The 21672-nt window shown below is 45.5% G+C and carries 21 protein-coding genes; 8 read left to right on the top strand and 13 right to left on the bottom strand.

Features of this window, described 5'->3' with window-relative positions; translation table 11 throughout:
- Positions 1-54: 54 nt before the first annotated feature.
- From LSG37_RS10785 to LSG37_RS10775, 3 genes are all read right to left on the bottom strand, one after another.
- Complete coding sequence (locus LSG37_RS10785) at positions 55-1446, bottom strand: phage tail sheath family protein (RefSeq protein WP_233079881.1); 1392 nt, start codon at positions 1444-1446, stop codon at positions 55-57.
- A gap of 249 nt (positions 1447-1695) precedes the next feature.
- The gene (locus tag LSG37_RS10780) at positions 1696-2529 is read right to left on the bottom strand and encodes a hypothetical protein (RefSeq protein WP_233079880.1); all 834 of its coding nucleotides are present in this window, start codon (positions 2527-2529) and stop codon (positions 1696-1698) included.
- The gene (locus LSG37_RS10775; RefSeq protein WP_233079879.1) at positions 2526-3092 is read right to left on the bottom strand and encodes a Pvc16 family protein; all 567 of its coding nucleotides are present in this window, start codon (positions 3090-3092) and stop codon (positions 2526-2528) included. Before LSG37_RS10775 ends, LSG37_RS10780 begins: the two co-directional genes overlap by 4 nt.
- A gap of 510 nt (positions 3093-3602) precedes the next feature.
- Here LSG37_RS10775 and LSG37_RS10770 point away from each other — a divergent pair.
- The 3 genes from LSG37_RS10770 to LSG37_RS10760 are packed head-to-tail and all read left to right on the top strand — an operon-like array spanning position 3603 to position 4773.
- Complete coding sequence (locus LSG37_RS10770) at positions 3603-3956, top strand: hypothetical protein (protein WP_233079878.1); 354 nt, start codon at positions 3603-3605, stop codon at positions 3954-3956.
- Positions 3957-3958: 2 nt separating this feature from the next.
- Positions 3959-4450, top strand: a complete 492-nt coding sequence (locus LSG37_RS10765) for a hypothetical protein (RefSeq protein WP_233079877.1) — start codon at positions 3959-3961, stop codon at positions 4448-4450.
- Positions 4447-4773 (top strand): hypothetical protein, encoded by a 327-nt coding sequence (locus LSG37_RS10760; protein ID WP_233079876.1) that lies wholly within the window; start codon positions 4447-4449, stop codon positions 4771-4773. Before LSG37_RS10765 ends, LSG37_RS10760 begins: the two co-directional genes overlap by 4 nt.
- A 36-nt stretch (positions 4774-4809) precedes the next feature.
- Here the strand turns inward: LSG37_RS10760 and LSG37_RS10755 are convergent, their stop codons facing one another.
- Positions 4810-5439, bottom strand: coding sequence for a hypothetical protein (locus tag LSG37_RS10755; RefSeq protein ID WP_233079875.1), 630 nt, complete (start codon positions 5437-5439; stop codon positions 4810-4812).
- Between the two features lie 369 nt (positions 5440-5808).
- Here LSG37_RS10755 and LSG37_RS10750 point away from each other — a divergent pair, with 369 nt between their 5' ends.
- Complete coding sequence (locus tag LSG37_RS10750; RefSeq protein ID WP_233079874.1) at positions 5809-7650, top strand: ABC transporter ATP-binding protein; 1842 nt, start codon at positions 5809-5811, stop codon at positions 7648-7650.
- Between the two features lie 35 nt (positions 7651-7685).
- Here LSG37_RS10750 and LSG37_RS10745 read toward each other — a convergent pair whose 3' ends face one another.
- The 6 genes from LSG37_RS10745 to apbC form a co-directional block, all read right to left on the bottom strand.
- Complete coding sequence (locus LSG37_RS10745; protein WP_233079873.1) at positions 7686-8261, bottom strand: glutathione S-transferase family protein; 576 nt, start codon at positions 8259-8261, stop codon at positions 7686-7688.
- Positions 8262-8334: 73 nt separating this feature from the next.
- On the bottom strand, positions 8335-9261 hold the full coding sequence (bla, locus tag LSG37_RS10740; protein WP_233079872.1) for a class A beta-lactamase, subclass A2: 927 nt from the start codon (positions 9259-9261) through the stop codon (positions 8335-8337).
- A 78-nt stretch (positions 9262-9339) separates the two neighbouring features.
- A complete protein-coding gene (locus LSG37_RS10735; RefSeq protein WP_233079871.1) occupies positions 9340-10911 on the bottom strand; it encodes a DUF3300 domain-containing protein in 1572 nt (523 codons plus the stop codon).
- Between the two features lie 190 nt (positions 10912-11101).
- The gene (locus LSG37_RS10730) at positions 11102-11986 is read right to left on the bottom strand and encodes a DMT family transporter (protein ID WP_233079870.1); all 885 of its coding nucleotides are present in this window, start codon (positions 11984-11986) and stop codon (positions 11102-11104) included.
- 324 nt (positions 11987-12310) lie between these two features.
- Positions 12311-12901: a dCTP deaminase gene (dcd, locus tag LSG37_RS10725; RefSeq protein WP_233079869.1), complete on the bottom strand. Its 591-nt coding sequence runs from the start codon at positions 12899-12901 to the stop codon at positions 12311-12313.
- Positions 12902-12903: 2 nt separating this feature from the next.
- Entirely contained in the window at positions 12904-13998 is a 1095-nt protein-coding gene (apbC, locus tag LSG37_RS10720) for an iron-sulfur cluster carrier protein ApbC (RefSeq protein WP_436286419.1), read from the bottom strand.
- A gap of 141 nt (positions 13999-14139) precedes the next feature.
- On the opposite strand from apbC, the gene metG reads away from it, so the two are divergent.
- Together metG and LSG37_RS10710 are read left to right on the top strand one after the other, a co-directional pair.
- Positions 14140-16200, top strand: a complete 2061-nt coding sequence (metG, locus tag LSG37_RS10715; protein ID WP_233079868.1) for a methionine--tRNA ligase — start codon at positions 14140-14142, stop codon at positions 16198-16200.
- A 56-nt stretch (positions 16201-16256) separates the two neighbouring features.
- Positions 16257-17675 carry an MFS transporter gene (locus tag LSG37_RS10710; RefSeq protein WP_233079867.1) on the top strand — a complete coding sequence of 473 codons (1419 nt, stop codon included), beginning with the start codon at positions 16257-16259 and terminating at the stop codon, positions 17673-17675.
- A gap of 36 nt (positions 17676-17711) precedes the next feature.
- Here the strand turns inward: LSG37_RS10710 and LSG37_RS10705 are convergent, their stop codons facing one another.
- Positions 17712-18719, bottom strand: coding sequence for an NAD(P)H-quinone oxidoreductase (locus LSG37_RS10705; protein WP_233079866.1), 1008 nt, complete (start codon positions 18717-18719; stop codon positions 17712-17714).
- 90 nt (positions 18720-18809) lie between these two features.
- Here LSG37_RS10705 and LSG37_RS10700 point away from each other — a divergent pair, with 90 nt between their 5' ends.
- Together LSG37_RS10700 and LSG37_RS10695 are read left to right on the top strand one after the other, a co-directional pair.
- Positions 18810-20000: a class I SAM-dependent rRNA methyltransferase gene (locus LSG37_RS10700; protein WP_233079865.1), complete on the top strand. Its 1191-nt coding sequence runs from the start codon at positions 18810-18812 to the stop codon at positions 19998-20000.
- Between the two features lie 67 nt (positions 20001-20067).
- Positions 20068-20643, top strand: coding sequence for a YceI family protein (locus LSG37_RS10695; protein WP_233079864.1), 576 nt, complete (start codon positions 20068-20070; stop codon positions 20641-20643).
- A 71-nt stretch (positions 20644-20714) separates the two neighbouring features.
- Here LSG37_RS10695 and LSG37_RS10690 read toward each other — a convergent pair whose 3' ends face one another.
- Complete coding sequence (locus LSG37_RS10690) at positions 20715-21365, bottom strand: hypothetical protein (protein ID WP_233079863.1); 651 nt, start codon at positions 21363-21365, stop codon at positions 20715-20717.
- Positions 21366-21530 carry a hypothetical protein gene (locus tag LSG37_RS10685; protein ID WP_233007331.1) on the bottom strand — a complete coding sequence of 55 codons (165 nt, stop codon included), beginning with the start codon at positions 21528-21530 and terminating at the stop codon, positions 21366-21368.
- Positions 21531-21672 lie beyond the last annotated feature (142 nt).

The raw sequence follows: 21672 nt of genomic DNA, 5'->3' as shown, positions 1-21672 counted from the left end.
ATAAAAATAAAAACGGTCTGCTTAATGAATTACTGACAGGCGACCAAGCCAAAATTAACCGGATGTGGCCTGTTGTTGTTCAAACGAAATAACAATAAATTCAGCAGGATGAACCACAGCCACCTTGACCGATATCCGCATATAACCGTTAAGCAAATCGTCTGCAGTCATGGTGGTACCCAAGCCAACGCTGACACTAAAAGCAGCAGCAGGAGAAGCTCCTTGTAAACCACCGTCCTGCCAGACTCCCGTCAGAAAACTGCTGATCATGCTTTGCAGCGCTGCCCAGGTGTTTGCGTTATTGGGTGAAAAGACGTAGGCCCGAGCGGCCAACTTGATCGATTGCTCCAAAAAGGTCATGGTTCGGCGCACGGAAATATAGCGCCAGTCCTGGCTATTGCCGTCCAGTGTTCTGGCGCCCCAGATCAATATGCCCTGGCCGTTAAAGAAACGGATGGCGTTGATGGATTTTCCTGAAACTGCATCAATGTTCAGATTTTCCTGATCACTGTCGCTCAAACGTATAGGTAACGAAACAGCCCCCACAATTGAGGTGTTCGCAGGAGAATTCCAGACGCCGGCTTCCTGATCATTCACAGCATAAACACCAGCCATAGCGCCACTTGGTGGCAGAATATTTGCCTCGGTCAACACATGATTAATGATCTGACCATAGACTGGGCTTGCGACCAAAAGGGCGGCCTGAAGCTGACTGTTTGACAATGGCTTGGCTGGAGGTGTCTGGATCATGCCAAGAATTTGCGCCGCAACCGGATTTGGTGCTGATGGTGGGTTCAGAATGGCCGAAAGCTGCTTTGTATCGCCACCAAACAAGTTGGTGAAATCGATATCAGTGGATTGCATAATCGTAGTGCCAATAAAGGGGTAATAACTGATGCCGTAGTTAAGACCTGCACTGCCAGTGCTGTTGCGGAAGTTTTGGATGTCATTGGTGTATAAAATTGGGTCGGGATTTGCGCCGCCAATTACATCGAAAATACACACTGCTGTTTGCATGGTTTCTGCCTGCAACAACATGGTTTCCATCAAGGTGGTATTGTCGTCTAGCGACAACAGCGTTGCTTCCGGACATATATACATAGTAGGTTCAGGCTCTTTTGTTAATAAGGCTAAACCACGCTGCAAATCGGTTAACTGCACATTAGGGTTGACCACACTCACTGCCGGGTCTGTCACTGGTTTTCCGCTGGCTGGGCCATAAGAACCCACAGCGACTATATAGGCGTCGCCCCCGCCATTTTGATAAAACAAACGAATGCTGTTGTACAAATAGTAAATTGTATTAGGGTCTGGCAGTATCGAATAATACTGTCCGCCCAAAGACAAATACTCTCCTGACGTAGGTGCTGTTTTTTGCGCAACCAGATAATACTGTGGACTGTATTGCCTGGCAGGATCAGCAGGTGGTGGTGGATTAGGCAGCATGAAAATCGCTTGAAACTCAGCGAAGGAACTGATCTTAAAAGGTTTATTGTAATAGGATTTACCCTGGTATTCTGCATTTGGTGTATAACCAATAAATGCAGGAACAGCGGTAGCTACTGGAACTACAGAATTAGGAAATCCATTAATCTCATTAATATATACGCCTGGGGTTGCAAAGGTAGTACTCATTTTGTTTATCGCCCTTTCTTTCAGATGAGAATTCTTGTTTAAATTGGTATCGCTCGCCCACTACAAATAGATATACATTTCACTGCACAGATACTTATTTGTATCTTTCTGTCTGACTGAAAATTGCCCAGCATTTGGTGTAGGTAAACCTCGGATCAAACAGTGTTCAACAGGCTGAGATTCCGTATGCATTGATGCTGGCAACCAATCTACTAAATCGAATAATTTAGTGGGCACCTGCTCCAAAGGAAAAAGCCTGTCTCCTGAGTTGAAACTAAGCCCCTTTTCTCCATTCGACAAAACTACAGACTCAGGACCATCGAAAAAATAACGTTCTTTATTACAAATCATCGGGTTATTTAATTTCGTTTGGCTGCGATTGATCAGGTAATACACCCAATGCATAGCTCTGGCCTTGAACTCAATGACATAGCGAATGTTGTTGCCCTGCATCATCAACAGATCATCCAGATAAATGCAGATCACACCAATGACGTTTTGCTGACTAACCGCACTGTTGGACCATTCAGCTTTGAGTTGAAGTTGTGTACCACTCTGTGTTTTTTCCGCGATGGCACGTTTTGAACTTAACCCCACCTGACCACACCAATCGAGTGGTAAATCAGTAATAGATGCAAACTGTTCCTGATTAGCCGCCAATAGAAATCTCAGCGGCTCGCCCTGCAAATGGTCATTCAGGTAGTGGACAAAAGCTGCCACACTGTCCTGGCACGTCATATACAAACTAAATATTCCATTGCTCATTCTGGTCAGCAGTTTGTATCTATCCATCAGTTTTTTTGTGTCGCTATCTGCGAGGACTTTGCAGTGTTGATACAAACCATCGGCAAAATAGCTGTGCAACACCTGAATTTGAAATACTTGCTTATTCATGGTTGTGCCACAGCTGATGTATCTTGTACTGCAGCGAAAGCGCCCTTAATTTGGCCGGATAGCACGCTCACATGTCTGATTTTATAAATCATCGAAGGCAGATATTTCGCCCCCAAAGCCGTCCATAAATTATGAGTTTTGCCTGAAGGAGAGTTTTCTATCTCAAACTGCAGAGTGGAGATCCCTTCAGGAAGAGCCGGATGATTGGCCCGTGTAAAAGAGAGGTTTTCTTGAAAAAATCCGATAGTAGCAGTTAGAAACTTTAGTGCTTCGCTATATTCGTCGAAATTTGCGGAAACCAGGATATCGAGATTAAAACAGACAGCCGGATTGATACGACTTATTTGCCCTGCATCCTGCCGCTGTCCTCCATAAAACTGCTTGTTGATTTCGTATTCCAGATTGACCAGAGTGACTACCAGTTTGTTTTGGTTTTTTTGCGGTGAATTACCATTCATATCAACCAGATTGTTTAGCACAACGACGCTAGCCTCCATACCAAAATGCGTCATCAGGCTTTGATCCAGTACTTTTCGAATGTATTCGAGTGAAACACCAATCATGTGATTTATCCTGTAAATCCGCTTCTTGTATGAGGTCAGTCTTTCATTGATGACTCCATAAAGGTTCTTATTGCCATACCGTGAAATAACATTCAGCGGCTACAGTGCTGACCTATTTCTTTGCCTTGCACTAGGCCTTTCAAATGGCTGAAGTCTTCTCAGCACTGACGCAAAATCGCTGTGTGAACGCGAATTTAAGAGTAGTGGCGTATCGATTCAGAGATAAGTATCAAAGAGGTAACAGCGATAAGATGTTACGGTATGATCTACTCACACCTTGGATCCCGACAATTTATTCAGTGCTTGCGCGGTAACCCCCAGCCATTCACTAAACGTAGAAGAAGCGTTTGTCTATCCAAAGCGTAGCTCCCACAGATGGTTGGGGAGTTTTTCAATCACCATCACATCAGGCTGTCAGTGATCGCATCTTTTGTGAAAAAATATTGGCTTTTTAATAAACAGTTCGTGTACAGTTGTTTTCTGATTTAGTGACAACCAAAAGGAACCGTTATGCAAATCAATTTAAATACCCCAACAGCAGGAACAGCAACAGCTACTCCGGTGGTTCCTGTTAGTCAGGCAAAAACCACAACGGCAACAGCACCTTCCACAGCTGATACCGTAACCTTGTCAGCAGAGGCAAAAGCTAAATTTGCTGCTGAGACATTAGGCAGTGGTTCTGGCAACGAGCCACCTATTGGCACATTAGGCAGCGGTTCTGGCAACGAGCCACCTATTGTCACATTAGGTAGCGGTTCTGGTAACGAGCCACCTATTGGCACATTAGGTAGCGGTTCTGGTAACGAGCCACCTATCGGTGACAAAGATAAGGACAAAGATAAAGGCCAGGATCAGGAACAGTAACAGTGGGTGAATTCGGATACACTGTAGATAAGTTGTTCTGGGTTGGTAGTTTTTTATTACTGATTGTATCCGTAGTCTACAAGTTGGATATCTCTTCTAGGGTTGCCTTAACAGTTTGGGTTGTAGGCAACTTGTTTATGGACTTGATTCAACCTTTTGTCATGGCGGTATCTACCAACAATGCAATGTTAGGTTCCTCCTTTTGGTATGTGACCTGGGCAGCGATTGAGATACTATGCGTATGGTGCATCTATAAAGTTCACGTAGTACATGACCTCCCTGCCAGCAAGCTAACGCGCTATATCATGGTCTGCTTGTTAGCTTTATGCACAATGCAACTGATCCGTTACGCAGACAGATTAATTTTTGAAACCGACTTGCTTTATGTCATGTATAAATATGTGATAGTTGCAATCAATATCTCTGTTGTACCCTTTACCGCACTTTGGTTTGCAAAGGAAATTGTGGCTATCAGAAAAGGAGCCTTCTTATGATCGAATTATTATCGCTACTCACACTAGCTTTGTTGCTTCTCAGCGGAATTTTCTTTTATAAGAAAACCTGCCGCAACTTAACCGTCAGTCAAATAGAGCAAAGAGTGTCGCAACAGATGGAGCAAAGAGCACACAAACTTTGTATGCAGGCTTTTGATGTGCAACATACCAGCGAAGCGAATGAACGCAGCAAGCTTGATGAACAATTTCAGGATGACTTGCATCTGTATATTGAAGATTTTCAGGCAGAAGTTGCACAAAGCTTACAACAGAATAAAGTACAAAATGTTCAAGGGTATGGCTTTATCAAGATCACTAAATAGTTAACACTTGTTGGAACACTATTTAGTCACACTCTTTTAATTAGCCCACTGTTTTTCATAGTGATAAGCAGCTCGTTTTGCCAGACTTAAATTGGGCTGTTGCTGCTTTTTTAGGTAATGCTGGATCTCCTGTTGAACCTGATGCACAGCCTCCAACAGTTCCTTCAGAGCAAATTCTTCGGTATGGAATACAAAAGTTTTACTGGCAGGTTCAAGCCAGCAAAACATCGCTTCGTTATCCATCCAGGTGATCACCTGATTGAAGCTGGTTAAGTGGTGAGCGTTGTAACGGCGCATCGAGCCTGTATCGCGTACAGAGTGGTCCAGTTCATCTGCATGACGCCAAAGGGCTTCATTACGCAGAGGATGATTCAGATCAGGCAAGTTAATTTCATTGCGCAGCGCCATAGCTCTGTGACAGATGTCCAGTCCTAATTCTCCGCAGCATTTAGCTGGCCAAAAAATTCTGGATAGCTGATAGCTGTGGATCAGGAGCAAATGCACTGCATCGTACATATCTTCACAAGCACGACGTTGGCAGTCCCAGTCTTCAGACCAGTCCTGTAATTGTTTGATGGCTCTGTCCAACTCATGGCCAGCTTCCACTATTAACTCAGATTGCAATTCCGCTTGCTTCATATAGAGAAGTATTTCTTTGGCATCCATTTCAGCACTCCTTTGAAACGAGACAACACCCGTATTTGGGTACTCTGTAACTTGAGTGTAGAAAGCTTATGTGCCTTTGCAAGCCAGTGGAATGCAAGCTAAGTTATAGATTTTTCGATATTTACCCATATTGGGTTTTATTGTAAATCTAAGCTGCTGAGTTCACGTGAGATCAAGCCTTTTGGTTTTTTCATATTTTTTTGTATATATTTTCTGCAAATTATCTGCTCAGTCGTTATAAAGCCCGAACAGCAAACTGTAAGGTTGAAAAAGCCACCGCTGTGAATCCGGTTTTCATCAAATAGTTACATCTGTAGCTTAAACTTTGACGTACAATAACGGCCTTTTTCGTCGCCTCTGAGGATTTTTATGCTGGGCTTTTTTGAACGACTAACTAAACCTTTCCCTGATGACGAGCCCACACAACCTCCTAAAGGTTTGTTTGCATTTTGCCTGCATTACAGCAAAGGTATGGTGCTGCCTCTGATCCTGATGTCTATAGCTACAGCTTTACTGGCCGCGCTGGAAGTCTCTTTATTCGGTTACATGGGACAGCTGGTTGACTGGCTGGTCAATAAAAACCCTGAAACCTTCTGGCAAGAAGAAAAAGACACTTTAATCACTATGGCTGTGGTGATGTTACTGGTCTTGCCTGGTTTAGTCTTTGTACATTCTGCGCTGATTCACCAGACCATTTTGGGTAACTACCCTATGTCTATCCGCTGGCTGGCACATCGCTATTTACTGAAGCAAAGTTTAGGCTTTTACCAGAATGAATTTGCTGGCCGTATTGCCACTAAAGTGATGCAAACCGCTTTGGCCGTGCGCGAAACAGCCACCAAGTTGCTTGATGTTATGGTGTATGTGGTGGTGTATTTTGGCGCCATGTTGTATCTGATTGCAGACGCAGACTGGCGTTTGGTTCTACCTATGCTGGTTTGGTTAGTGATCTACACTGGCCTGCAGTTTTACTTTGTGCCTCGTTTGAAGCAAGTGGCTACAGAACAAGCTGACGCTCGTTCAGAAATGACAGGCCGTATTGTCGACAGCTATACCAATATCAGCACAATCAAACTGTTTTCTCATACCAGTCGGGAGTCACAATATGCCCGGGACAGTATGCAGCTGTTTTTGGTCCCTGTGTATAAACAAATGCGGCTGGCTACCTGGCTGAATATTTGTGTACAAGGCCTTAACTATTTACTGGTGTTTTCTATTGCTACGCTGGCGATATGGCTGTGGACTGTAAACGCCGTCACAGTGGGTTCTATTGCTATCGCAGTCAGTCTGGCTCTGCGCTTAAATGGCATGTCGCAGTGGATCATGTGGGAAGTCAGTGCCTTGTTTGAGAATATTGGTACTGTGGCTGATGGCATTGCTACCTTGTCGCAGCCTCAGCAGATAGTCGACATCGCTGATGCCAAGCCTATTGATGTGCCACAAGGGCAGATCGAATTTAAACAACTGAACTTTAACTACGGTAAAGTGGCTGGCGAACATGGCCCTGTGATTGATGGCCTGGAATTGTCGATTAAACCGGGTGAAAAAGTAGGTTTAGTAGGCCGGTCCGGTGCAGGTAAATCCACCTTAGTGAATTTGCTGCTGCGTTTTTACGATGTCAATTCAGGCCAGATTTTAATAGATGGTCAGGACATCAAGACAGTGTCGCAGGAAAGCTTACGTGCTCATATAGCAATGGTGACTCAGGACACCTCGTTATTGCATCGCACAGTAAGGGAAAACATTCTGTATGGCCGCCCTGGCGCGACCGAAGAAGAAATGATTGCGGCAGCACGTTTAGCTGAAGCTGATACTTTTATTCAGGAACTGACCGATCCTAAAGGCAACAGTGGCTATGATGCTCAGGTTGGTGAGCGTGGAGTTAAACTATCCGGTGGTCAGCGTCAGCGTATTGCTATTGCCCGTGTGCTGCTGAAAAACGCCCCTATCCTTATTCTGGACGAGGCAACTTCAGCACTGGATTCAGAAGTAGAAGCCGCTATTCAGCACAGCCTGACTCAGTTAATGATAGGCAAAACTGTCATAGCTATAGCGCACCGTTTATCCACTATTGCAGCGATGGACAGACTGATAGTGCTGGATCAAGGCCGTATTGTTGAACAAGGCAGCCATCAGGAATTGATCGCCAAAGGAGGTATTTACGCTCAGTTATGGGCGCATCAAACCGGCGGTTTTATTGGTGTGGAATAACGGCTGGGTCAGAGCCTCGGCTCTGACCCAGGGTTTTAGCTTAAACGTGGGTCGGTTTCGGCTACCATGGGTTGTTTTAAATGTTCGCTTCTAAACTGCAGTAACACCGGAAAAGGTTTTAAATCCACTAAATCCCGGAACAGTATCCAGTCGACCAGGGTATACAAGCTCATAGCTGTATAGTCCCACTGTCCAAACTGCCCTGCCTTGATTTGCTGTTCCAGCGCTTCCAGTGTGGCCTGAATACGCTCGTGCTGCAGATTAAAAAACAGCTTATCTTCACTCACATCAAAACCAGAGCGTGTGCAAAGTAACAGCTCAACTAATGAATCAGTACAAGCGTTAATGGTCGTCAGACTATTTTCCTGATCCCAGCTTAATGGCGTTAGGTTTAACTTTTGCGTTAAATAGCGATAGATCACACCTGAATCAAAAATAGCCTGCTCACCGTCAATCAACACAGGCACTTTGCGGGCTGGATTGTGTTTCACCAGCACAGAACGTCCTGTAGATTCAAAAATATTTAAAGCCATAAACTGATAAGGCTGACCAGCCAGGACTAAACGTAACCGACGCACAAAGGGTGAAGCCACAGAACCTAATAACTGCATAACCTACTCCATTTTCAGATCAGGAGTTTAGTTTACAACCATAACAAGTGGCTTCGATAGCCCTGATCAACGCTTAATTTGGACTTAGGGCGGAAAGTTTTTTCAGTTCAAACTGATAAGCGGCTTGCGCGACCTGAGCAATAATGGCTTCATTGGTTCTGGCTGATTCGGCTGAATCTTTCACAAAAACAGCTACCAGCAAAGGCCGTCCATCAGGCAGCATGATGACACCAATATCATTGGTTGCCGCTGTTTTTCCAACTCTGACACCTGAGGTACCAGTTTTATGCGCTACGACAACGTCCGCGGGCAACAAGCCTTTTAAACGCTGTGGTCCAGTGGTGGTTTCTACCATCCATTTCCACAACAAGGCCTGCGAGGTTTCAGACAGCAACTTTTTTTGTTCAAACAGCTGCAGTACCTGAGCAGCAGCTTTCATTGAAGTCCAGTTTTGATACTGAACCTGATCGTCCGCATGCATTTGTGCTTCATTCGCTACCACAGCGATTTCCTGAATACCAGAAGACTGCAGATAAGCATGCAAAGTTTGCGGCCCGCCTACCAGTTCAAACAACAGATCACAGGCTACGTTGTCGCTGTGTGACACTGAATACTGCAGCAATTGCTCCACTGTGACGGTAAATTCGTCGCCCTGATGGTCTTTCATCATTGGAGCCCAGGTATTTTGTAATACTTCAGCACGTTTTACTGCCACAGACTGGCTTAATTGCAGTTTGCCTTGATCCACCTGATGTAAAACCAACATGGCTAAATGCAGCTTGAATACACTTTGCATTGGGAATTTTTCAAAAGGATTGATCAGTAAAGGTTCCAGATCATCAGGCCCCCAGACCGCAACTCCGACAGTGGCCTTTTTGCCGGTCACTATGGTTTCAATTTGCTCTTTAAGCAAAGGAGATTGCGCAGATGTTATAAATGAACTCAGGGTCAACATCAGCACAGCTGTGACCTTCAGACCAGATTTTGCTATGAAGTTCATAGGGCTATCCTTGTTATGTTTTATGTTAATTATAGAAAAGGCAGCCGCAGCTGCCTTTTTATTCTTATCTTTGGCTAACTAATCAACTTGTCTGCGATTTTCCGCACTACGCATTTCACGAGCCTGTGGTCTGGGTTGTTCAGAGCGAGGCCTTTCCATCCTTGGTTGCTCAACACGAGGCGCCTGATAGCTACGCTGTTCAACACGCGGTTGCTCAACACGAGGTGTCTGAAAGCTACGCTGCTCGACGCGCGGTTGCTCAACACGAGGTGTCTGATAGCTACGCTGTTCGACACGTGGTTGCTCAATACGAGGTGTCTGATAGCTACGCTGCTCGACGCGCGGTTGCTCAATACGAGGAGCCTGGTACACACGATCTTTCCTCGTAGCATCACTCTGCCCGCCTTGCTCTTTAATCCGTTCTCTTACCACCGCAGACTCAGGCCTTTGTTTAATATCCCCGCTATAGGGTCTGTCAACACGAGGTTGCACTTCTTGCCTTTGCGCTCTTTTGTCAGCATTAAAAACCGGGTCGCCGGCTTTATCACGAGTCAACTCCATGCGTCTGCGCTGTTCATGATCAAATGGCTGAGGTCCATTTCTATCCTTAGTTACAGAGCGGTCTGCAGGGCGTTCAGCAGCAAACTTACGTTCTTTTTCATCAAAACGCTGAGCTTTTTCACTATTAAACTTGCGATCCGGTGCATACCCTTTATTTTCACGGGTTTGAGCTGCCCATTCACGTTGCTGCTCTCTGTTCTGATAGCTACGGTTGCCGCTAAACTCGCGGGTTGGCTGATAGCCAGCGTGATAGCTCACACCACGTCTGTGATGCGGGTTATGGCGCCAGTGATGCGACTTTTTATGATGCACTATCTGATGACTGCGATAGTAGTAAGGATCACGCCAGTGATGGCGATGATCGATCACCACTATTTGCCGGCGCGGCCAGTGGAAACTACTAAAGTAAAATCCCGGCGAAATATGAATACCCACGCCCCAGGAAAAACCACGATGCACGGCATAACCTACCGGAACATGCCAATAGACAGGCGGATAGCTATGCCACCACCAAGGTCCATAGACGATTTGTGGGTCGTAATAAGGCAGATACACCACTTTCGGCGAAGCTGATTCAATGATGATGGTTTTTTCTTCCCTCACCACTTTAATATGTTGTTGTTTATCCAGATTACCTGAAGCATAAGCTTTGGTGCGTAACGTCTGGATACTGGTCATCACTTGCGCTTCCTGACCTAAAAACGCATCGCCTAAACGTTGAGTCCAGTCGATATCATCGCTCATACGTTCAAGCAACTGCGGGAAAGGTACCAAAGCTTTTACACTTGGATCCCAATCCATATCTTCCACTTCGTCCAGGGCTTTTTCTGCACTGTAACCAGGGTGTTCTTCCACCCAACGATTGGCTTTAATGATTTCCAGCGGATAGGTGGACGCAATGAGGACATGCGACAACACTGTGTCCGGATACAAAGCAATAGGTGCCAGCATAGCGTCCAGCTCAGCCTGACTAAAACTTTGCACAGTGCTACCGGCACTGGCGGTTTGTTGTGCTGCTACAGGGGCAACCAACAAGGCTGGGAATAAAGCCACTGAAAGCAAAGGTAAGCATTTCATCAGGGCACGCATGGTACGCTCCTGCCACCTTTATAGTGGTGGCTGCCAGAATCCGGATCTAAGGGTAAAAGTGTCGCGAGATCCGACGCCACACTCTAAAATTATTGCTAAGCCTGATACATTCATCACCAGCTTGCCTGAAGTTATAACAATTGATCTATGAACATTCTCTGAATGTAACTTCGTTTATTCTGTCTGTATTTTAGGCTTTGACTCTGAAAAGAGCCGAAGGTTTAAAACCTGTGACTAATGAGGTGCCTGTAATCACCACGGCTACACCTACAAAAGTATGCCAGCCTAAGGCTTCATTTAAAAATACATGGCCCCAGAATACGCCAAATACCGGGATCAGAAAGGTCACTGTTAAAGCCGGAGTTGCACCTTCATCCTGAACTAAACGGAAATACAATAAATAAGCCACACCAGTACAAATCACGCCAAGAGCGAGTACAGCCAGAGCTACATGGAGACTGATCTCGGCTTGTACAGGAAACAACAGCATCACCGGAGCCAGCATCAAAGTGGAAGTCCACATGCTGCCATGTGCATTGGTATACGGAGCCACAGTTTTCGCCAGCCGGGTGTAATGAGTGGCAATGCCATAACAAAAGGCAGCACCTGCAGCACAAAACACGGCAATTAAAGCACCAGGTTCCAGCACCACAGGATCAAAACCTACTAAAATAGCGACGCCGCTGATACCAAGAACTAAGCCAGTCGCTATACGCAGAGTTAAAGCTTGCCGGAAAATCACTATACCAATTAAAGCGCCCCAGATAGGAGCTGTCGCATTAAGCACTGACAACACTGACGCCGTTAAGCTTTGAGCGGCATAAGCAAAAAGTAAAAAAGGTAACGCTGAGTTAAAAAAGCCCAGAATAAAAAAATGTTTCCAGTTATTTTTTAAATCCAGCTGATGTTTCTTAAGCAACCAGCCCATCAAACCTAAAAACAACGCCGCAAACACTACCCTGCCCGTCATCAAAGCTGCCGGACCTAAGGTTCCGACCGCAATACGCATAAACAAAAACGAGGAACCCCAAATCGCGGCCAAACTGAACAGGCGGATAAAACTGGCGGGCTGCATCAAAAACTCCTGTAAGTCATGGCGTATCAATGTTTGAATTGAAAAAACTTTCTGGTTTTTTAGTTAAATATGCAGTTAAACCGCAAAAAAATGAAAAAATCTAAAAAAGCCGGGTTGCGAAGCTATGCAGTTATATTGCATAATTACCCCGCTTCATTTTTGCTTTATTGCTTCAGCCCATACCACTTTTGTATGGGCTTTTTCATTTTTAGGCCTATCACTCAAACTCCAAAGTAGTTGATGTTCTGGCTAGACTGAGTGTAGAGGCACGGTTTGCCCGCGCCAGTCTGACCTACAACCTTTGCCGAACAACGCAGGAGTTTTTTAGCTCTGGTCGTCTTGGCTGATACGGCTTGCCACAGCACCTGTTTGCTGTTGATACTTTGCATCCAGTCTTTTGTTGTATGGACGGGCAGCTTCACCTGTCATAGTTTCAAAATTCAAAGCACCAATTTTCATATTGGGTCTAAGCGCCAGCGGTAAACGACCGCTGTTATAGAATTCCAGCACTATATTGCCCGACCAGCCCGGATCGATGCGGTGTGCAGTCACGTGTACCATTAAACCCAAACGGGCTAATGAAGAACGGCCATCTAACCAGCCGACTATGTCTGCTGGCAAAGTGACGGATTCGAGCGTAATAGCCAACGCCAGTTCACCTGGATGCAGGAAAAAAGCTTCGTCGTCTGTTAATACAATTTCATCACTCATTACTGAATTTAACGCGTGATCCACTTCTTCTCGTGGGCCACTTAAATCAATAAATGCAGCGGCATAAGCACGAAAAGTGCGGAATTTATGGCCTAAGCGAATATCTACACTGACACCGCTGATCATATCTGGTGTTGGCCGTGGCGTAATTTGGATCTTGCCTGCGTCTATGTAGGCTTCAATGTCGCGGTCACACAATCTCATGGTTAATCATCCGTAAAAATAATTTCGGGTTGCTGCGCTTGCTGGTGTTGGGAGTTCCAATATAAAGCAAAGCTCAGTTGTCGTGCTATAGCCCGGTAAAAACCAGTACCGCTTTCGGCTGAGTTCAGCACTAAAGGCGTTCCGGCATCACAGGACTGGCGTATTTGTTTTTGTAAGGGTAACTGACCCAGCACAGGCACCTGATAACGTTCAGCTAACTCTAAGCCACCGTTGGTGCCAAAAATATCGTCGACTTCACCGCAGTGGCTGCACTGGTAAAAACTCATATTTTCCACCAGTCCAAGTACAGGAATATTCACACTGCGAAACATAGCAATAGCTTTTTGTGCGTCAGCCAAAGCCACATCCTGCGGTGTTGTCACTATTAAAGCCCCTGTCACCGGCAATTTTTGCGACATCGTCAGCTGAATATCACCTGTGCCTGGCGGCATATCGACAATTAAATAATCTAAATCCGGCCACAAGGTTTCGTTTAGTAGCTGAAGTAAAGCCTGACTGGCCATAGGGCCACGCCAGACCGAGGCTTTTTCCGGGTCAACCAAAAAGCCTATCGACTGCAGGTAAATACCAGCGGCTTGTTTAGGCAATAGATGCTTATCGTCCGGTGATTCCGCTTTGGCGTCTTTTAAACCCAACATAGTAGGAATAGAGGGACCATAAATATCGGCGTCCAGCAGCCCTACTTTGGCGCCTTCTAAACCTAAAGCCACAGCCAGATTGACAGCAGTAGTGCTTTTACCTACACCACCTTTACCCGATGCCACCAAAATCACTTGCTTGATGTTACGATAAGCCGGTTCTGCTGTATTTTCGCTGCTTAGTTCAAGCCTGAGATCAGGCTGCACCTGCTGAAGTACCGGTAATAACTCGTCAGCCAAAGAGGCCCATGGGAACTTCAGTGTTAAGCTCAGGCTATTGTGTTTGCTGTTAAAACTGGCCTGCTGGATCAAGCTCTCCAGCGGCATAGGAAATTCGTTGCTTTGAAATTCAGCCAAAGTTTTAGCTAAGCTTTCTGGTATGTCATCTGCTGATGATTGCTGTTCTGCTGCTTTTTTAAACCATTTAAACCACATCATGTCACTCAATCTGCTGTACAGGGTAAAAACTCTGTTTTTTGCTACCGATCCGGCACTTTGCTGCTTTTGAACTGGTGCGCTTTAACGCGCGCTATTGTATCATTAAGCCACTTTTTTCAGTGATATATCTATGAGTTATCGATGACACAACGCAAAATTCTTATCACCAGTGCTTTACCTTATGCCAATGGCCCCATTCACTTAGGCCATATGCTGGAATATATTCAGACTGACATCTGGTCCCGTTTCCAAAAAGCCCGTGGTCATCAGTGTTATTACGTCTGTGCAGACGATGCTCATGGCACCCCTATTATGCTCAAGGCCCAACAGCTGGGTATTATCCCAGAGCAGATGATTGCCCAAACCTCACAAGAACATCAGGCGGATTTTGCAGAGTTTTTAATAGGTTTTGATAACTATCACAGCACTCATAGCGAAGAAAACAAGCAGTTTGCCAGCGATATTTATACCAAGCTGGACCAAGGTGGTTATATCAAACGCAAAACCATCAGCCAGTTGTTTGACCCGGAAAAACAAATGTTCCTGCCGGACCGCTTTGTGAAGGGCGACTGCCCTAAATGTGGTGCTTTGGATCAAAACGGTGATAGCTGTGATTCCTGCGGTGCAACCTACAGCCCGACTGAGCTGAAAAACCCACGTTCCGTAGTCTCAGGTGCAACGCCAGTTTTAAAAGACAGCGAACACTATTTCTTCGACCTGCCTGCTTTTGAGCAAATGTTGAAAGACTGGACCCGCAGCGGTTCATTGCAGGACGAAATGGCGAACAAACTGCAGGAATGGTTTACTGAAGGCCTGCAGCAATGGGATATCAGCCGCGACGCACCTTATTTTGGCTTTGAAATCCCAGGCGCTCCTGGCAAGTTTTTCTACGTATGGCTGGACGCTCCTATTGGCTACTTAGCCAGCTTTAAAAACTATTGTGATAAAACCGGCGTCAACTTTGACCAGTTCTGGCAAAAAGACTCAGAGGCTGAGATTTACCACTTTATCGGCAAAGATATTATCTATTTCCACAGTCTGTTCTGGCCAGCTATGTTAGATGGTGCTGGTTACCGTAAACCTACCTCTGTGTATGCGCACGGTTTTGTTACTGTCAACGGCGCCAAAATGTCCAAATCACGTGGCACCTTTATCAAAGCTCGTACTTATTTAGAGCATTTAAACCCAGAATATCTGCGTTACTACTTTGCATCTAAGCTCACTAGTAACATCACAGACTTGGATTTAAATCTGGAAGATTTTGCGCAAAAAGTGAATGCAGATTTAGTAGGTAAAGTGGTCAATATCGCCAGTCGCTGCGCCAGCTTTATCAGCAAAAAATTCGATGGCAAGTTAACAGCAGAAATTGCAGAACCTGCTTTATTGGCTGAATTCACAACTGCAGGCGAAACCATAGCTGAAAGCTTTGAAAAACGTGAATTTGCCCGTGCTATCCGCGAAATTATGGCGTTGGCCGATAAAGCCAACCAATACATAGACGCCAAAGCGCCTTGGGTGCTGGCAAAAAATGAAGCAACCTTAACCGAAGCGCATTTGGTTTGTTCCATGGGCATTAACCTGTTCCGCGTATTGATGCACTACTTAAAACCAGTGCTGCCGGCTATGGCCAAAGAAGTGGAACTGTTTTTAAACGACGAATTAAGCTGGTCGACTTATCAGACCGCTTTAACCAATCACAGCATCAATGTGTTTAAGCCATTGATGCAACGTGTAGAAATGACAAAGGTAGAAGCTATGGTCGAAGGCTCAAAAGATAATTTACAACCTACAGCGACTGTAGCGCCGAAAGCCGCTGAAACTAAAGCAGCTCCGGCAGCTGCTATTGCAGCAGATGGCGCTATCGAACCTATAGGCGAAACCATCAATATTGATGACTTCGCCAAACTGGATTTACGGGTTGCCCGCATTATCAACGCTGAGCATGTTGAAGGCGCTGACAAGCTGGTGAAACTGCAATTGGACTTAGGCAACGAGCAACGTCAGGTCTTTGCAGGCATTAAATCCGCTTACCAGCCAGAGCAACTTATAGGTCGACTGACGGTAATGGTTGCAAACTTAGCGCCACGTAAAATGCGTTTTGGTATGTCAGAAGGCATGGTGATGGCCGCTGGCCCTGGTGGCAGTGATATTTTCCTGTTAACACCAGATGATGGTGCTACACCAGGCATGAGAGTAAAGTAAAAAATACGGGCGGGTCCGATGTAAATCGCCCGCCCTTTTTTCTAACAAGGAAAAGCATGTCTAACATTCTGCGTTCGTTTTCTTCTTTATATTTTGCCACTTTATTGATGGTACTCGCCTCTGGGGTACTGACCACTTATTTAGGCTTGCGCCTTGCCGCAGACTCAGCCGCCCAAATCTGGATAGGCGGCATGATGTCGGCTTATTATCTGGGTTTAGTTGCAGGCTCAAAAATTGGTCACCGTTTAATAGCCAGGGTGGGTCATATCCGTGCTTTTGTTGCCAGCGCCGGTATTACCACAGCAAGCGCTTTAGGCCATGCCTTGATAGACGATTTAGCTATTTGGTTGGTGCTGCGCCTGATGGTTGGTATGGGCATGATGTGCATGTATATGGTGCTGGAAAGCTGGCTGAACGAGCAGGCAGACAGTAAAAATCGCGGCACAGTCTTTGCCAGTTATATGATTGTTTCTTACTTAGGTTTAGTGCTGGGCCAACTGGCTATTAGTTTAAGCCCTGAACTGACACTGAAACCTCTGCTGATAGTGGCTATGTGTTTTGCGCTTTGTATTGTGCCTTTGGCCTTGACACGCCGTATTCACCCTGCACCTTTACAGCCAGCACCTCTCAAAATAAAACTGTTCTGGCAAAAAGTGCCACAGTCGCTCACCACTATTGCGATGGCTGGCGTTATTGTAGGTTCCTTTTACGGTTTGGCTCCGGCTTATATAGCCCATAGTGGTGCCAGTACAGAACAAGTGGCGGCTTATATGGCAACCACTGTGGTTGCAGGTTTAGTGGCGCAGTGGCCTATGGGCCGTTTATCAGACAAAATCAAACGCAGCCGTTTAATCCGCACCAATACAGTGTTGTTAGGGGCTGTGGTGCTTTGTATTGCCATATTGCCGTTAAGCGGCATTTTGCAGCTTATCTTCACTTTCGCCTTTGGTATTCTGGCTTTTACCTTGTATCCACTGGCAACAGCGTTAGCCAATCAGAATGTGGAGCAGGAACATAGGGTCGCTTTGTCAGCCACTATCTTGCTGACTTTTGGCATGGGCGCTTGTATAGGGCCACTCATTGCTTCAGCCTTTATGCAACTGGTAGGTAACAGCATGTTGTATGGTTTTATGGCGCTTTGTACATTGCTGCTGTTTTTACGTTTAACTCATGTCAATTACCAGCAGAAACAACAGAATACCGAAGTGTCGCAAGATTATGTGATGGCGTCCGGCGACTTAGTTTCGTCTCCTTTAGCTGCCGCTTTAGATCCACGGGTTGACGAGCAAATGGTACAGGAGCAAATGGTACAGCCTCATCTGCATGAAGCCGACTTACCGACTGCGGATCAGGAGCTAAGCAGTATGGAAAGTGAAACCGAAACTGTTGCAGACACTGAAACTGTTGAAGTGGAAGCGGTAGCCGAAGTGGAAACAGATAAAAACCAAACTCCAGAGGCGAACAAACCGGCTTAAGCCGGTTTGTTGTTTTGAAAGTCTATACCCACAGAATCAAAATAACGTCAGTACCAGTTTGCCTACGACAGCATTCGACGCCAACAACTGATGCGCTTTGTCTGCTTCCGACCAGTCCATACTTTGCGCCAGCACAGGCTTAATTTTACCTTCAGCTAACGCTTTACCAAACTGCTGATTAAAATCACTGATCAATGCCGCTTTGTAGCCGTCCGTTCGATTTCTAAGTGTTGAACACAACAGCTGGCCACGTTTTTTCAGCATCAGGCCTAAGTCCAGCTCTGGAGTCATACGGCCGCCAAGCATTGAAAGCACAATGATCTGACCATCCAGCGCCAGAAGCTGAATATCTTCAACTATGTAATCGCCTGCAACAGGGTCGATAATCAAATCAAAACCTTGTGGCCGCGCGGCTTTTAACTCCACAGAAAAATCATGAGTTTTATAGTTCACCGCAAAATCCGCCCCTAAGGCTAAACAGGCTTTGGCTTTTTCATCTGAACCCACAGTGACAGCAACAAAACAACCTGAAGCTTTGCCCAATTGTATGGCTGCAGTGCCAACACCGCTGCCACCTGCATGCACCAATAAAGTCCCTTGATCCGGCAAGTGTCCCACTACACGCATTGCCTGAAAGGCAGTTAAAAACACTTCGGCGCAGGCTGCAGCTTCGGCCATACCCAAAGCTGCTGGTTTTTTAATTAAATGCTCAGAGTGCATAGCCACATACTGGGCATAACCACCGCCTGGTACTAAGCCAAATACAGCCTCACCCAGCCAGTCCTTTGAAACATCATCGGCCACAGCGACCACAGTGCCTGCGACTTCCAAACCTAAGGTCTCGGATTCGCCGGGTGGTGGCGGATATAAACCGGTGCGTTGCAATAAATCCGCCCTATTAATACCTGCAGCGGCCACTTTAACCAGCACTTGCCCTGCTTTTACCTGAGGCACAGCCACTGTAACTTGCTGCAATTGGCTTTGAGTGCCGGGATTAATTACCTCAATAGCTGTCATCTGACTGGGTATTGCGTGGTTTTGCATCAATTTAGCGAGTCCTTTTAATAGTTTTGCTTTAGCTTTTGCGCGCTCTTCACTAAAATAGCGCCCCTTGCCCATCTATAGAGTTGACCTATGTCTCACAGTATCATTTTACAACCCGAACGCGAAAAATCCTTAAGACGCCGCCACCCTTGGGTATTTTCTAAAGCGGTACTGCATGTAAAAGGTAAACCAGAATCGGGCGAAACTGTAGATGTACTCACCCACGATGGTAAATGGTTATGCCGTGGCGCATATTCAGCCGACTCACAAATTCGCGTCCGCGCCTGGACCTTCAACGAAAAAGAACAGATCGATCAGGCCTTTTTCACCCGCCGTATTCAGCGTGCCTGGTCTGTGCGCAAAGATATGTACGATTTAAACCAAACCAACGGTTTACGTGTTGTAGCTGCTGAATCTGACGGTTTACCAGGTGTCACTGTCGATTTATACGCCGATGTGCTGGTCTGTCAGTTGTTATCCGCTGGTGCCGATGCAAACCGTGAATTCATTGTTGAAGCATTAAAACAAACTTTCCCTGACGTCAGCATTTACGAGCGTTCAGACGTGGATGTGCGCAAAAAAGAAGGTTTAAAACCAGTCACTGGTTGGTTGCATTTACCTCGTGAAAGCGGCGAAGTAGTGATTTTAGAAAACGGCATGAAAATTCTGGTGGATGTGATCAACGGCCACAAAACAGGTTTTTATCTGGATCAACGCGATTCACGCGCTGCTGCTGGCCGTCTGGCTAAAGGTAAAACCGTACTGAACTGCTTCAGCTACACTGGCACTTTTGCTTTGTCTTGCTTAAAAGGCGGCGCAGAGCATGTGACCAACGTCGATATGTCGGATTTAGCCTTAAAAACCGCCGAACGCAACTTAGTTCTTAATGATATGGAACTGGATAAAGTCAGCAACGTCAAACAGGACGTGTTTAAACTGCTACGCGAATACAAAGAACAAGGCAAGTTGTTCGACATGGTGATTTTAGACCCACCAAAATTTGCCGACAGCAAAGCCCAACTGATGCAAGCAGCCCGTGGTTATAAAGACATCAACCGTGTGGCTATGCAGTTGGTGAAACCAGGTGGTTTATTACTGACCTTCAGCTGCTCAGGCTTAATGGAAGAAATGCTGTTTCAGAAAATAGTGGCCGACGCGGCATTGGATGCGAACAAAGATTGTTTGTTTATCGAGAAACTCAGTCAGTCCAGCGACCACCCTATTGCCAGCTTCTACCCTGAAGGTCATTATCTGAAAGGTTTAGTTTGTAAGGTATTTTGAACCGTATTTTAAATAAGTATTCTGATCTCGGGATTTTGTCCTGAGAACATCACAAAAGGAGTGTTCGATGACGATGAAAAAGTTAGCTTTAGTAGTGGCGGCAGCCCTGAGTTTTTCCGCTGCAGCCGACTGGTCTGTGAACAGCCAACAATCCAGCCTGAATTTTGTATCTGTGAAAAATGACGTTGTGGCCGAAACTCACAGCTTTAAAGAGTTAACAGGCAAGCTGACGTCGGCAGGCGAATTTTCAGTGGCTATCCCTGTTATGAGCATAGACACCATCATTCCAATTCGTAACGAACGTATTCTGGAGCATGTGTTAGCGGCCAAACAATACGCCACTATCAACGCCAAAGGCAAAGTCGACAGCAAAGTACTTACTGGCTTAAAAACTGGTGACAGCGTTGTTGTGGATCAAGCGCTGGACTTGACCTTACTCACTCAAACCCAAAGCCTGATGGCCAAAGTAAAAGTGACCAAAGTGTCAGATAGCCAATTGGTAGTCACCACTGTTGCGCCCATTATGCTGGACGTAAACAAGTTTGAATTAAACGCTGGCGTAGAAAAACTACGTGAACTGGCAGGCCTGAAAAGCATCAGCCCAATGGTACCAACCACTTTTAGCTTGGTGTTGGTGAAGTAGGTTTTTGGTTAGTTTGATTTGTGAAACAGCCACCTTTTTTGGTGGCTTTTTTTAAGTAGAATGGCTGACTATTAAACAACTTTTTTATAATTTACATTACGTTGTCTTGGATCGAAATACCCCAAAATACAATTGGGATTAACTATGCAAAGCTGTATATGATTTTTCTCTCGGAACCCAGCATTTGGGTAAAGGAATCTTCCTTCAGGAAACATACCACGAACTGAATCGATAAAATTTTGATGATTTCGAATTCTTCTTATTTTTGACCCCGAAGTGTCGATAAGACCAAGTTCTTTCGCAATAGCTTCATTATTCAGCTGCTGAAGACGCAGCATGACTTGGCAATCGAGCGATCTCACCATGTCTATACCGTCCTGCATAACTTTATTGACTGGCAAGCTCTGATTCAGCGCTTCAAATTCAAGCTTCAGAATTTCATAAGCTCTCTTTACCTTCTCCACATCTGCAGAATCGAGCAGGTCAATACAATTCCCTAGTTTTACAAAAGCTCCGATAACAGCCGGATGCGACACTTTTTTACTAGCATTAGCCCATTCAAGTGCTCGCTCATAGCTACCTTCCCAAAAATAGATGCCATGGCCCAGCCAATCATAAGTATTTTCTCTAGTACTCAGAACTTCCCCATTTTTGATTACCTGATCAAAAACTGACTTGTCGCAACCGTGAAAGCCTACGACTATGCCAGGGGATATGTACATTTACGATGCCACTCTGGTGATCACTTTGCCGCTTGAGTTGAGAATTCCAGAGCGCTTAAGTGATTGCTTAATTTTCTCCCGGACTTCTGGCGTAAATTCCTTTTTTTTACTCTTGCGCTTTAAATCTGCCAGCCTCTCGTCCAATGACTCTTGAAGATCAAACATATTTATTCCTCTAATAGCCTCTGACTACAAAGCCAAGTTTACAGCACAGGTCGGGATCTTTATAGATTTTTTCAGCACATTACCTGATGTTAAATTTCGGATATTGAGCTTAAATGGTCAAGTAGAGATCCAAGAACCTGAA

The sequence above is a fragment of the Rheinheimera soli genome, assembly GCF_021290985.1.
Lineage (GTDB): Bacteria > Pseudomonadota > Gammaproteobacteria > Enterobacterales > Alteromonadaceae > Pararheinheimera > Pararheinheimera soli.
This window is presented reverse-complemented; position numbering and strand designations above follow the sequence as displayed.

Excerpts from the sequence above, each read along its gene's own strand:
- LSG37_RS10785 (WP_233079881.1), bottom strand. The coding sequence starts at position 1,446 with ATGCTGCCTAATCCACCACCACCTGCTGATCCTGCCAGGCAATACAGT.
- LSG37_RS10780 (WP_233079880.1), bottom strand. The coding sequence starts at position 2,529 with ATGAATAAGCAAGTATTTCAAATTCAGGTGTTGCACAGCTATTTTGCC.
- LSG37_RS10775 (WP_233079879.1), bottom strand. The coding sequence starts at position 3,092 with ATGATTGGTGTTTCACTCGAATACATTCGAAAAGTACTGGATCAAAGC.
- LSG37_RS10770 (WP_233079878.1), top strand. The coding sequence starts at position 3,603 with ATGCAAATCAATTTAAATACCCCAACAGCAGGAACAGCAACAGCTACT.
- LSG37_RS10760 (WP_233079876.1), top strand. The coding sequence starts at position 4,447 with ATGATCGAATTATTATCGCTACTCACACTAGCTTTGTTGCTTCTCAGC.
- LSG37_RS10755 (WP_233079875.1), bottom strand. The coding sequence starts at position 5,439 with ATGGATGCCAAAGAAATACTTCTCTATATGAAGCAAGCGGAATTGCAA.
- LSG37_RS10750 (WP_233079874.1), top strand. The coding sequence starts at position 5,809 with ATGCTGGGCTTTTTTGAACGACTAACTAAACCTTTCCCTGATGACGAG.
- LSG37_RS10745 (WP_233079873.1), bottom strand. The coding sequence starts at position 8,261 with ATGCAGTTATTAGGTTCTGTGGCTTCACCCTTTGTGCGTCGGTTACGT.
- bla (WP_233079872.1), bottom strand. The coding sequence starts at position 9,261 with ATGAACTTCATAGCAAAATCTGGTCTGAAGGTCACAGCTGTGCTGATG.
- LSG37_RS10735 (WP_233079871.1), bottom strand. The coding sequence starts at position 10,911 with ATGCGTGCCCTGATGAAATGCTTACCTTTGCTTTCAGTGGCTTTATTC.
- LSG37_RS10730 (WP_233079870.1), bottom strand. The coding sequence starts at position 11,986 with ATGCAGCCCGCCAGTTTTATCCGCCTGTTCAGTTTGGCCGCGATTTGG.
- dcd (WP_233079869.1), bottom strand. The coding sequence starts at position 12,901 with ATGAGATTGTGTGACCGCGACATTGAAGCCTACATAGACGCAGGCAAG.
- apbC (WP_436286419.1), bottom strand. The coding sequence starts at position 13,998 with ATGATGTGGTTTAAATGGTTTAAAAAAGCAGCAGAACAGCAATCATCA.
- metG (WP_233079868.1), top strand. The coding sequence starts at position 14,140 with ATGACACAACGCAAAATTCTTATCACCAGTGCTTTACCTTATGCCAAT.
- LSG37_RS10710 (WP_233079867.1), top strand. The coding sequence starts at position 16,257 with ATGTCTAACATTCTGCGTTCGTTTTCTTCTTTATATTTTGCCACTTTA.
- LSG37_RS10705 (WP_233079866.1), bottom strand. The coding sequence starts at position 18,719 with ATGCAAAACCACGCAATACCCAGTCAGATGACAGCTATTGAGGTAATT.
- LSG37_RS10700 (WP_233079865.1), top strand. The coding sequence starts at position 18,810 with ATGTCTCACAGTATCATTTTACAACCCGAACGCGAAAAATCCTTAAGA.
- LSG37_RS10695 (WP_233079864.1), top strand. The coding sequence starts at position 20,068 with ATGACGATGAAAAAGTTAGCTTTAGTAGTGGCGGCAGCCCTGAGTTTT.
- LSG37_RS10690 (WP_233079863.1), bottom strand. The coding sequence starts at position 21,365 with ATGTACATATCCCCTGGCATAGTCGTAGGCTTTCACGGTTGCGACAAG.
- LSG37_RS10685 (WP_233007331.1), bottom strand. The coding sequence starts at position 21,530 with ATGTTTGATCTTCAAGAGTCATTGGACGAGAGGCTGGCAGATTTAAAG.